Raw genomic sequence first — 12,129 nt, 5'->3', positions numbered from 1 at the left:
TGGGTTTACGGCGTGTCTCGCAAGGTGACACCCGGTAGCAGCCCCGCCACCAAGTCGCACACAAAGCACTCGCGCCAGTACCGAAACACTGAAGCTTCCCGTAAAATCCCACCCCATGATAAGAAAAGCCTTCTCCACACTGCTGCTGTGCCTGCTGAGCGCCACAGTGTCTGCCCAGATAAAAGAGGTAGACCCCAAGCTCCTGCAGGCCCTGAAAGGCGCCGTCACCGAAGCCGACAGCTTCGCCGACCGCTTTGATGCGGAAGTCTGGCTGATGGCCAAATCCCAGCCACTGGCCCGGTATATCAAAGATCCTGACGAGCGCATGCGGGTACTGAAAGCCATCCACCGCGAAGCCACCCGCGCAGAACTGCAACCGGAAATCGTGCTCGCCGTAATTCAGATTGAAAGCGCCTTCGACCCCTACGCCGTATCCAGGGTGGGCGCCCAGGGCATGATGCAGGTAATGCCGTTCTGGAAAAATGAAATCGGCCGTCCGGAAGACAACCTGATCAATATGGACACCAATCTGCGTTACGGCTGCACCATCCTCAAACACTACATAAAGAAGGCCAAAGGCAACATGCCCAACGCACTGGCCTACTACAATGGCAGCTATGGCCGCCATACCTACAGTCGTAAGGTTCTGGATGCCTGGGCCGATCGCTGGAGATAGCACGTAGAGGGCAACGCAATCCGGTATAAAAACGATAAACCCGAGGTACCCGATGAGTTACAGCTTTTTTACCGGCGCAGCCTGTAGCCTGCTTCTGCTGGCCGCGGCAAGAATCGGAATTGGCCACCAGCAACGAGCCAGAAACCCATGGCTGCTGATGCTGATCTTCGGTGCGTTTTTGTATCTGTTGCGCCCACTGCTGAATGACCAGGACTCCCTCATCGATCTGCTGATCGACCTCCCTACCCTGCTGATCCCCGGTGCCTTCTGGGTATTCACCCACCAACTGTGCAGGGAAAAAGACCCGTTCCCCCGCTGGGGCTGGGGATTGATCGCCCTAGAACTGGCCATCGACCTGGCCAGCCAGCTCCATCTCCACCCCTACCTTTATCCGCTGGCGCAGCCCTTCAAGCTGGGATTGATTGGCGCTGGTCTGGTGACGCTGCTACAGCAGCTGCAATCAGATCTCGTTGCAGAACGCCGGCAGTTGCGCCTCGCCCTGTTGATCGCCATCGGCAGCTATATGGTGATTGTGGTCTGCGCAGAATTTCTGTTTTCCTATTTCCCGATACCTGCCGGTATTCCCACGCTGCACGCGGTCATGGCCAGCACTCTCGCCTTTGCCGCCTGCCTGTGGCTGCTGGCATTGTCACCAAGGGCGCTGGAGGAATCCCTGTCATCGTTGTCCGAACCATCCCCGGGCGATACGCCTGAATCAAAGACGGACAATACACAACAGGCTGTGGCCACCACGATCGAGCGCCAACCCCTTGACCAGGAGCAGCGCCAGCTACTTGAAAACCTGCAGCATCACATGCAACACGGTGGCTACCGCCGCACCGGGCTGACCATCCGCGAGCTGGCCGAGGAACTGGGAAGCCGTGAACATATACTGCGAGCCCTGATTAACAAGCACCTGGGCTTCCGCAATTTCAATGAGTACCTGAATCAATTTCGCATCGACGAAGCCAGCCGCCGCCTGGCCGATCCGAATCAGGCGCACCTGCCGGTGCTTACCATCGCGCTGGATATCGGCTACCGCTCCCTCAGCCCTTTCAATGCGGCGTTCAAGCGGCGACATGAACAGACACCAACAGAGTTCAGACGAGAGCGATTGCCCAGCTGATACCGGTTGCCTGCCTAGGAAAAAAACGGGGGGAGTTCAAATCAGTAAGCGATAGAGCGAGTTAAAAAATCCGTCAGATTTTTTTCGTTTTCCGCAAGCCAAAACCCGCCGCCTGGGCCACACTAAATCTTGCAGGACCTGCTCTGCAGGCACTAGCCCAGTCACCACCTCGTCTGTGGACAGGTTCCTGCAAGCTCTCTCAATCCCCCCCCATCCAACTGCAGGCTTATTGGGACACCGCTATAGCGTTGCAGGCTGCGCCCCCTTAGAAAGAAGCCTTACACCTGAATCCAATGGGCCTGGAGAGCGCCGCGAGGCCTGATACCCCCGCGGCAAACGAGAGGGGTCACTCTTTCGGAGAGGACATGTATTTGATCAGCGCCTTGTAGTCATCGTCGCTGCAATCAGCACACATGCCGCCGGGAGGCATGGCATTCAATCCATTCTTTATTGAGCCCAACAGAGCATCCATTCCTTTATCCAGGCGCGGCTTCCAGGCTTCCGTATCGTGCACCTTGGGCGCGTTGGCGACACCGGCGGCATGGCACACCATGCAGGCTCTCTGGTATTTCTCCTCAACCGTTTCCGACACCGCCACGGTGGAAAAACTGACGGCCAAACCCATTGCAACGGAACAAACCATGGTATGTATCGATAATTTCATCCGCGTGCCCATCCATTCAGCGATTGCGTAGCGTCATTTAGCTACATAAACAATTGATATCAACCAGCAATAATCACACACGAGGAAAACTGCGCCATTCGGCACCAAAAACTTCCCGTGCGATCTACAACTGTATACAGGGTTGCGATCCTATCCAAGCCCACCGAGCAAATTGCCCCCCCCCCGGTCCACACCTACCGATAGCCAGCCGGAGATCAACGGTGCCTTTCGCAAATTGGGACAGTAAATTTTCATTCTTGAACTATCCTGATTGGCAGAGAAATTCTTTCCCAGCGAGCCATCGCCATAAAAGCATAAGCCGGAGTTCGTGAATGAATCTGATCTGGATCAAGGATCCCAGTATTCAGTTTGCCGCCATCGGCGGCCTGTTGTTTGCCCTCAATGGCTTTTTTCAGGGTGGCGACACGGGAGATGAGCAGGAAATTGTCATCACCCAAAACCGCATTGAACATTTATCCGCCATCTTCGAGCGCGGCTGGCAGCGGCCTCCGGGACCGGAGGAACTACGCGGGCTGATCGATGACTTCGTGCGCGAGGAAGTGCTGTATCGCGAGGCGGTCAAAATGGGGCTGGATGAAAACGATACGGTTATACGCCGCAGGATGCGGATGAAAATGGAGTTTCTGGCGAAGGACCTTGTAGATGCCATCGAACCCGAAGAAGACGTCCTTCAGCGCTACTACACCGACAACATCGAGAAATACACCCTCCCCGCCCGCTACACCTTCGAACAGGTGTACCTCAACAGCGACAAACGCAAAGAGGTATCCGAAGACGCCAGAATTCTGCTGACCAAGCTGACTGCAGGCAGCGATCCGCGCAAGCTCGGCGATCCCAACATGCTGCAGTACCGGTTTGAAAATGTGAGTGCAGAACGGATGGATCGCCTGTTTGGCAGCGACTTCTCGTTACAGTTTCTGGATCTGGAAACCGACCAGTGGATCGGCCCCCTCACATCTTCCTATGGCGAGCATCTGGTGCGGATCTCCGAAGCCACCCCGCAGCAGCAACCGGAATTTTCCGCAGTGAAGGCCGAAGTTCTGCGTGACTGGCAGGTGGAAGAGCAGCAGAACATCCTGGAGATCCAGTACCGGACCCTGCGTGAGAACTACCGGATCAGTATCGCCGAACCGACAGTTAACGGGGAGACCATAGAATAATGAGAATCCCTGCGTTTCTGGCATCTATTGTATCCCTCGCTACAGCGCTGCTACTCTCCAGCGCTTCTCTGGCCCATGAACTGCGCCCCGCTTCACTGAGCGTGATTCAGACAGCATCCGAGCAGTTTGACGTAACCTGGCGGGTACCCGCGCGCGGGGATATGCGGCTTTCACTGTATGTGCAGTTCGATGAAAAGACTCACGAGCACAGCCTGCCCACTGCGCAGATGGCCGGCGGCTATTACGTGGAGCGCTGGCAAATTTCTCATCCGGACCAGTTGATCGGCAGTACCATCGCCATTGATGGCTTGGCGAACACTATGACCGATGCGCTGGTACGCATCAGCTGGCTGGACGGACGCGAGCAGGTCAGTCGCTTGTTACCGGATCGAACGCGGCTGGAAGTGGAAGAACGGGCGGGTATGGCAGAAATTGCAGGGACCTATTTTGTCCTCGGCGTCGAGCACATCCTACTGGGTATAGATCACCTGTTGTTCGTGCTCGCGCTGGTGGTACTGGTCAGCGGCGGACGCCAGCTGATTGCCACCATCACCGCCTTCACCCTGGCCCACAGCATTACCCTCGCACTGGCGGTGCTCGGCGTGGTATCCGTACCCCAGGCACCTGTCGAGGCGGTAATTGCCCTGAGTATCGTATTCCTCGCCACAGAGATTCTGCACAAGCTGGAAGGGCGCAAGACGCTGGCCATTCGCATGCCGTGGGTGGTGGCATTCGCCTTTGGTCTGTTGCACGGTCTGGGATTTGCGGGAGCACTATCCGAGATAGGGGTGCCGGAACACGCGATTCCCCTGTCTCTGGGACTGTTCAACGTCGGCGTCGAGGCCGGGCAACTGGCATTCATCGCCGGGGTTTGTGGCCTGATGTTTCTGCTGCGCCGGGTAAAGCCGGTGCAGTTGTGGGAGATCAGGACCGGCACGAGTGCCACAACAGCCTCGGCGCTGCCGGTCGCCTATATTGTGGGTGGGCTTTCGGCCTGGTGGCTGATAGATCGCACCATTTCGCTGGTGGTGTGATTCCCTGGGGGCCCTGCAGCCCCATCAGCGCCCTCAAAACTATATTCAGTCCTGAAACAGCAGCTCCAGGGGATACCCAGTAAACGGCTTGGTCTTTTCGATGACCAGGTGGGAGGTCATCCGGGTGATCGCCGCATCTTCATCTGCCAGTAATTGTTCGGAAACGCGATTGAAGTCGCCCGCATCCGGACACACAAAGCGCAGCATGTAGTCGAACTCACCGGACATCTTTACGCAGGATACAATCTGCTCGATCTTGTTGATCGCACGGCGGAAGCTTTCACTGGTGCGGGCATCCTGACGCTTCAACGCTACATTCACATAAAATTCCGCGTGACGGACCTTGTCCAGGTTAACCTCAGCCTGAAACTCACGGATAAATTTTTCAGTAGTCAGCTTCTTCACCCGCGCAAGGCAGGCGCTCTCGGAAAGCCCGATCTGGTCAGCCAGATTGAGGTTGCTGATACGCGCATTGGTCTGCAGGACTTCGAGAATCTTGAGATTGTGACGGTCTACTTTCACGATAATTTTCTTTATGTAATTTTCAGTAAGGCACCTGTATACGGTGCCAACTGATCAAGGATAACGGTAATTCTGCAGGGCGAATACTCCACAAGAAGTATTCCCCCCGATAGCCCCCGGGCAAGAAATTTCCTCAGCCCGCCTTGAGACAACCGCCCACGACAAAGCGTTCAATACGATCCAGCGCACGCATCAGTTCGCCCTCATCGGCAGCCAGGGTCAAACGCACATGGTTTACCGCACTTGGCCCAAATGGTTTACCAGGCAATACCGATACCAGTTCTGCATCCAGCAGGGCCTCGGCAAAAGCCTCTCCATCATCGGCTACCGCAGACACATCGACCATGACAAACATGCCGGCCTCCGGCGAATAGCAGCTGAGCCCCGGAATCCTGCTGATACGCTCGACAATCAGGTCGCGACGCTTCTCATAGGCATCTCGCATCTGCTTGACGAAATAGGTATCAAACTCGAGCGCGAACGCCGCAGCCTCCTGAATAAATTGGGGTACGCCAAATATGGTGGCCCCGGCGTATTCGATTAAACGCTCTACCAGTTCGCCCTGCGCCACCGCCCAGCCCAGTCTCCAGCCGCTCATGGCGTGAGACTTGGACAGACCATCGATTACCACCACGTTATCCAGGTGCTCTGCAGCACTGCGTAGGGAGGTGTGACGGCGAGCGAAAGTAATCATGGAATACATTTCATCGGAAATGAGCCAGATATTGCGCTCGCGACAGTAGGATGCGAGCTCGCGCAGCTGCTCCGGTGTGGCCATGGCACCGGTGGGATTAACCGGGGTATTGATCATAACCGCGCGGGTTTCCTGGTTAATCGCCTGCTTGATGGTTTCAATGTCGAATGCAAAGCCCTGCTCGGGGGGGCAGGCAACCTTGCACACATCCAATTGCAGCGCATCGGTGATCGGTACATAGCCAATATACATGGGCTCTGGAATAACGATCTGTTCACCGGGATTCAACAGGCAAGACAGCACCGCGTAAATCGCGTTGGTGCCACCGGGAAAGACAACCACATCATCGGGGTCGCAGGGATGCGGGCTGACCTTACTTTCGATATCGGCGATGGCGCGGCGCAGCATAGCCTCACCGGCAGCTGGCGAGTAGTGGGTGCGGCCCACACCGAGACGGGCACGGGCGAAGTCGAGAATGGGCTCGGGAGTATCGAAGTTGGGGTCGCCCACACACAGGAAAATGACATCTTCCCCCTTGTCCGCCAGCTCATGGGCGCGGTCGCTGACTGCCCAGACATCGGCGTCGGCGGAGTGGAGGGCCTGACTCTGTTTGCTGAATCGGGGAGTGTACATCGTGCTATTCCATCTTCTGGCGTTGTTATCAATCACTCTAAGGTAGCAACCGGCGAGGTAATCGATATCGCTTCACGGCGCGGGTTTTCGCAGCAGCCCGGTTATTTTTCCGGGTTTACCGCAGAAAATTCGGCGCCCGCGCCACACTGCCCCCTCAGAATCGATAGTTGATACTCAGTCCGCCCACCGTGTCTTCGGGGCGCACCAGCAGGTCCGCGGCGATCCGGAACTTTTCATTGACGCTCACCCCCACCATGGCACCCACCCCGTTCTGGAAGATGCCCGCATTTTTACTGCGGTAGGAAGGCAGGCGCGCCCAGTTATTAAAGATGGAATTCACCCCAATCCCGAGGTCGGCATAATCATCACCGGCGGTGTGTTCCAGCCAGAATTCGCCAAACCACTGGTGCTCCGCAGACTCAGGACTGTTATAGAAGAAGCCGGCCTTGCAGCGGCGAAAATCCCTATCCTGACCATGTACCCACAAACCGAGGGGATCTCTGCGCTCTCCGAAAGTGCCGGTGTATGTGAGGTCGATGGAGGTTCTTTCGTTGAATCCATTGACGTCAATCTGGGTCCATTCGGCAGATACAAAGGGCCCCATCTGGCTATCCAGATTGCGACTGGCATTGTAGCCGGCGCGCAGGAAGGCACTGTAGCCCTCCCCATCGGTATCCGCGTTGAAGCGGTGACGGAATGTATCCCCAAGATAAATGGTGCGATTGATGTCGTCGTACTGGATATCCGAGAAACCAATCGCGCCGTCAGCAAACCAGAAATCATTGTCCCATCGCGCAAACGCACTGACATTGAAATTTCGGGATCTCAGGCGCAAGCCCCGGGGCTCGTATTCACTACCGCCATAAGACATCCCAAGCCCCCATTCGACACTCTCGAAACCAGCGAAGCTCATGCCAAAAAATCCATCCCATGCCGGGTACTCGTCATTGATGGCAGGCCCTGCACCCAGCTCCGCATAACCGAGACTGGCGCCGAAAAATACCGTGGTAAATGGATCCCGATAACGCTGTGAGATCAGGTGGTGATCGATATTGACCCTGTGCTGGCGCAAGTTCTGGTAACCAAGATCCGGCAGCAAACCAAACCCCACCGCGGCAGTGAGGGTTTCGTAGTAATAGTCGCCGAGTAACCGCTGGCCTGCGAGCGTCGGATGGATGGCGTCGTAAAACACCAGCATGTCTGCATCGGGGTCGGTACCGTTGGCGCCGTACACCGGGTGGGGATTGGCGCAATTGACATAACAGGTATCCTTCTGGTTGATATCCGCAAAGCCGAATGCCACCGGATCGTCCAGCACCAATTCGAGTACCCCCTCCAGATCCAGCAGCAGGATATTGCCCACGTCGTTGACCTGCCGACGCAGCCTGTCGTTGAACATTTCGGTGCCACTGTTGGCGTAATTGATCGCCGCCGCGCCCTGGGAATAGACCGCAGGGGTGTTGCCAATGGCGGGGGCATTGGTCATCACAATATATTTGGCACCCGCCGCCTTGAGCTCGCTACCGGCGGTGGACAGAAAGGTCGCCGCCCGCTCCATCGACATAAGGCTCAGGGTGCCATTGCGCACGCCATCGAGGATATTGTTACCCCCGGCATTGAGAAAATAGAGATCACTGCTGACCGGCGTATTCTGGGGGAGGTACCCCTGGCCGGTGGCAAACGGTACCCCGGTCAGGGTGATATTGTTGTTCGGATCATCCACCAGGGCCTGCAGGGCCATTGGGTCATTGAACGCGGCAGTGGCGGCCAGCACCTCTGCCGGACTAAGGTAGGGGCTCTCCCCGGCGAGTGGGTCGCAAATACCATCGTCTCCACATCGACTGGAATCCGGCAATATCGTGGTCAGGGTATTGTGGTCAGCAACGGTGGTATCCGGGAATAGCTGGAGGAAGCGCTGTGGCCCCACCAGGTCGAGTAACACATCGGCAGTGCGGTTACCGCCCACACCCCAGTTGGGGCCATTGGTAAGGACTGAATTACTGATCTGTAGCAATTGCTGATCCAGAGTACCGGGTGCCGGTGCACAGGGAATTGCACCGCCAAAACTGGGCCCAAGCCCATAACAGGAGTTTTCCTTGGCAAGCCCGAGACGATCGGCGAGAAACGACGGGGCCGGCTGGCGCGGATAAATACCCTGCGGATCGTCATTGGTAAATATACCGGCATTACCGTTATCAGAGAGGCTGTCCCCGAACACGATTAACGAGCGGTAAATAGACTCCTCGGCATAAGCCGGGGTTAAACCCAGTGCAGTACAGATGGCGAGGGACAGTGCACCGGGAAGATAAGAGACTTGCTTACTGGGAGATCCAAAAGAGAACACTGCGGCCTCCTTGCCACGGCGAAAATTCGTGGCAAGTATAGGTCAGCAGTGATGCATCAGAGGGGAGGACTGCGGCTCAGGAAACACCGCTGTCCGCGGGCTCCATCTGCTCGACCAGGGGCACCAGCACACCGCTGAGAAATGCCGCCAAAAGGCTCCATACCAAGGCAATCGCCAGCAGGCACTCCCACATGGGACGCCCCCACCCCGCAGGCCCGAACTGTACGCTATTGAAGTAGAACGCGGGCGCCACCAGTAAACCTACAAGCGCGGCCCATAAGGGCTTTTTGATCAGCCATGACAGGGAGTAGCGCATGGTGGTTGCCAGCATGGCCCAGATACAGATGGCCCAGGCGGGAGGCAGGTTGGAGCGATAATCCTGCACACCACTGGCCATAAAGGCCCACTCCACGGCAAAGCCGCAGAAAATGAAACCGAGAATCACGAAGATATCCCGAACATCCCGCCAGAGGATGAAATGCACCATCAACACAACGAACAACGCGATCAGCGCCATTGCATTGCCATACAACAGGGCCATCCACCAACCGGTGATAAACAGGATGAAGTTGGCCAGCTTTTTATAATTCATTGGCGACTCATTTATCAGAAGGCATCTGTACCGCGAGCGCGTCACACCGGGCAATCCCGGGTTATTGAATAAATCAGAGGTTTCCTAAGACTTCAAGTTTGCGAACACCTCTATCGCCTTTTTGCGGGATTCCGTCACATCGCAGATTGGCTGCGGATACCCATCCTGCCCGAACAGGTCCTGCTTTGGACAGTGAATATCGCTGTCGGAAAGCGATGCAAGCTCGGGAACAAAGCGACGAATAAAGGCCCCGTCCGGATCAAAGCGTTTGGACTGGCTGTAGGGATTGAACACACGAAAGTATGGTGCTGCATCGGTACCGGTGGATGCCGCCCACTGCCAGCCTCCATTATTAGCAGCGAAATCCGCATCCACCAGTTGCCGCATAAAGTAGCGTTCCCCTTTGCGCCAATCGGTGAGCAGGTTCTTGGTGAGAAATGACGCCACAACCATACGCAGGCGATTGTGCATCCAGCCGGTTTCATTCAGCTGGCGCATAGCCGCATCAACGATTGGCACGCCGGTCTGCCCCTCACACCACAGTGTGAAGTCTTCACTCCGCTGTGACCAGGGCACACCGTCGGTTTCCGGTTTGAATGGCAGGTTGCGACATACCCGCGGAAAGTTCACCACCAGGTGCTGGTAGAATTCCCGCCACAAAAGTTCGTTCAGCCAACTACTGGCACCCTCGCTCAAATTGCCTTTACCAGCAATCCACTGCCCGGCATTGGCATCCAGCGCCATTTTCGCGCACTGTCGAACAGAGATGGCGCCGCAATTGAGGTAGGGCGAAAGTCGGGAAGTATTTTCTCTCGCCGGGAAATCCCGCCATTCGTCGTAATCGGCCACGATATTGGCAAATGCCTTCAGACGCTTGTGCGCAGCCTTTTCACCGACATCCCACTCCAGCACCTTGTCGCTGCCACCGGCAGCCACGCCGTATTTGCCTACCGTTTCGGGGATGGTGCGCACCAGGTTATTCTCGCCCTTTAGCGCGATCCACTCGGGCCACTGGGACTCGTGCGCCGCGCCAAGTGCGCGCGGCGCCGGCAGGGGAGCAAATCCTTCATCGCTGTTGCCGTGACGAGAGATAAATGCGCGTTTGAATGGCGTAAATACCTTGAAGCCGTCACCGCTGTTGGTAGTCAGGCTACCCGGAGGGATCAGGGTGCGATCGGTACAGTACTCGACCGGCACCCCCACCTCTTTCAGCGCCGCTCTCACCGCAGTGTCCCTGCGCAGTTCGTTGAGCGGGTATTCCGCATTGGCGAACAGGGCGTCCACTTTCAGCTTGTCAGTGATCTGCACCAGCGCCTGTGGTACCTCCGCAAACCCGTTCAGCTCAAGGAAGTAAAGCGGAATCTGCTTATCTGCCAGCGCGCGCTGCAGTGCTCCCAGGCTGCGCAGGCGCATGGCAACGACATTGTCGCCGTCACCGTGGCGATCCCAGGTTTGCGGTGTCGCTATATAAACCGCCGCCAGGGCCTGGCAGCCTCTGGCGGCGCGATACAGGGCGGTGTTATCGGTCAGTCGCAAATCATTGCGCAGCCACACCAACCCTCTTTGATAGGCTTTTTCAGGCATACATCATTTATTCAATGGAAATCACACAAGCCCAGCTCCGCGGGCTCTGCCGCCAGCAAGACCTGATTGTGGATAAAACTGTGGGGACTGCGCGGCAAATAGTGGCGCAGCAGGGTCAGCACCGCAGACAAAGGCTTGTGCCCCAGCCGGTACTCTTCAATCAGGTCCTTGAGCTCCGCTTTTTCTCGCTTGTCGAGGAATTCGCTGAGGTGGCCAGCGCTGTGCATCAGTGCATTGGTTCTGTCCTTGCGGGAGGCCGGCAGGGATAGAATTTCCATAATGCGCCCGCGCACTTCGAAAGCCAGTTCGTCGATGGGCAGGGCCTTGGAGTCTGCCAGAAACCGTCCCAGGGCACGGGTTTTTTCCTGGTGGTGCGCCAGCAACAGATACTTGTACGCGGTGTAGAACTGGATGACCTGGGAAATTTTAGACGGCGGCTTTTGATCCTCTTGCACCGGTTTCTCCTCCGCTTCACCCTCTACATACCGGAACCATGCATCGTAAGCGAACACCCGGGTGAGAAAATTCTCCCGCAACTCACTGTTGTTTAGCCGCCCCACCTCTTCCATAGGAAGATGCGGGAAGCGTTGCTGCAATCGTCGGGCAAAAACACCGATACCCTCGCTGTCGATACCGTGACCGTTACTCAAATAGCGGCGCACGCCGCGCAGACCACAGCTGGGAGAATTCTGCATGAAAATATAACCGCGCACCCCAGCCAGCTCGGGCACCACCGAGTCCGCGTATTCCCGCAGCGGTGCGGTCACATCCACCCCGGCGTCTTCCACGCCCACTACCCGCACCGCGTCTACCGGCGCGCTGGCCTTGTCCACCAGCAGATGAATCGGCTTGCGCGGGACGCCCATGCCAATCGCGACCTCCGGACACAGGGGGACATACTCAAAACACTGACTCAGCAGCTGAGTGCATACCTTGCTGTGCTTGTGCCCGCCGTTGAAGCGCACCGGATCCCCCATGGCACACTGGCTGATTCCGATTGGAATTTTCCGGGTAAAGTTCATATTGCTGGCATTCGCCTCATGCAAACTGAAGTCGTTCAAGCCTGATACTGACCAACA

11 protein-coding genes are annotated in these 12,129 nt (G+C 56.7%); 4 read left to right on the top strand and 7 right to left on the bottom strand.

Annotated elements, in window-relative coordinates; translation table 11 throughout:
* Positions 1-115 precede the first annotated feature (115 nt).
* Both B4U49_RS10140 and B4U49_RS10135 read left to right on the top strand, forming a co-directional pair.
* Entirely contained in the window at positions 116-676 is a 561-nt protein-coding gene (locus B4U49_RS10140; protein ID WP_078084475.1) for a lytic transglycosylase domain-containing protein, read from the top strand.
* Positions 677-728: 52 nt separating this feature from the next.
* Positions 729-1,802, top strand: a complete 1,074-nt coding sequence (locus B4U49_RS10135) for a helix-turn-helix transcriptional regulator (RefSeq protein WP_078084474.1) — start codon at positions 729-731, stop codon at positions 1,800-1,802.
* 346 nt (positions 1,803-2,148) lie between these two features.
* On the opposite strand, the gene B4U49_RS10130 is transcribed toward B4U49_RS10135, so the two are convergent.
* Positions 2,149-2,427 (bottom strand): c-type cytochrome, encoded by a 279-nt coding sequence (locus tag B4U49_RS10130; protein WP_275078283.1) that lies wholly within the window; start codon positions 2,425-2,427, stop codon positions 2,149-2,151.
* Between the two features lie 371 nt (positions 2,428-2,798).
* Between B4U49_RS10130 and B4U49_RS10125 the strand changes: the two genes are divergently transcribed.
* Both B4U49_RS10125 and B4U49_RS10120 read left to right on the top strand, forming a co-directional pair.
* Positions 2,799-3,647: a peptidyl-prolyl cis-trans isomerase gene (locus B4U49_RS10125; protein ID WP_078084473.1), complete on the top strand. Its 849-nt coding sequence runs from the start codon at positions 2,799-2,801 to the stop codon at positions 3,645-3,647.
* Positions 3,647-4,681 (top strand): HupE/UreJ family protein, encoded by a 1,035-nt coding sequence (locus tag B4U49_RS10120; RefSeq protein ID WP_078084472.1) that lies wholly within the window; start codon positions 3,647-3,649, stop codon positions 4,679-4,681. Before B4U49_RS10125 ends, B4U49_RS10120 begins: the two co-directional genes overlap by 1 nt.
* Before the next feature lie 45 nt (positions 4,682-4,726).
* On the opposite strand, the gene B4U49_RS10115 is transcribed toward B4U49_RS10120, so the two are convergent.
* The 6 genes from B4U49_RS10115 to B4U49_RS10090 form a co-directional block, all read right to left on the bottom strand.
* Positions 4,727-5,203, bottom strand: coding sequence for an Lrp/AsnC family transcriptional regulator (locus tag B4U49_RS10115; RefSeq protein ID WP_078084471.1), 477 nt, complete (start codon positions 5,201-5,203; stop codon positions 4,727-4,729).
* Positions 5,204-5,336: 133 nt separating this feature from the next.
* Positions 5,337-6,530: a pyridoxal phosphate-dependent aminotransferase gene (locus B4U49_RS10110; protein WP_078084470.1), complete on the bottom strand. Its 1,194-nt coding sequence runs from the start codon at positions 6,528-6,530 to the stop codon at positions 5,337-5,339.
* A 154-nt stretch (positions 6,531-6,684) separates the two neighbouring features.
* Complete coding sequence (locus B4U49_RS10105) at positions 6,685-8,874, bottom strand: autotransporter outer membrane beta-barrel domain-containing protein (RefSeq protein ID WP_078084469.1); 2,190 nt, start codon at positions 8,872-8,874, stop codon at positions 6,685-6,687.
* Positions 8,875-8,950: 76 nt separating this feature from the next.
* Complete coding sequence (locus tag B4U49_RS10100; RefSeq protein WP_078084468.1) at positions 8,951-9,466, bottom strand: DUF2878 domain-containing protein; 516 nt, start codon at positions 9,464-9,466, stop codon at positions 8,951-8,953.
* Between the two features lie 84 nt (positions 9,467-9,550).
* Entirely contained in the window at positions 9,551-11,050 is a 1,500-nt protein-coding gene (gene phrB / locus B4U49_RS10095; protein WP_193432836.1) for a deoxyribodipyrimidine photo-lyase, read from the bottom strand.
* Between the two features lie 11 nt (positions 11,051-11,061).
* Positions 11,062-12,111 carry a YbgA family protein gene (locus tag B4U49_RS10090; protein WP_239692573.1) on the bottom strand — a complete coding sequence of 350 codons (1,050 nt, stop codon included), beginning with the start codon at positions 12,109-12,111 and terminating at the stop codon, positions 11,062-11,064.
* Positions 12,112-12,129: the final 18 nt, after the last annotated feature.

The organism is Microbulbifer mangrovi, from assembly GCF_002009015.1.
GTDB lineage: Bacteria > Pseudomonadota > Gammaproteobacteria > Pseudomonadales > Cellvibrionaceae > Microbulbifer > Microbulbifer mangrovi.
Note: the sequence above shows the minus strand (reverse complement) of the source record. Positions and strands in the feature narration are given on the sequence as shown.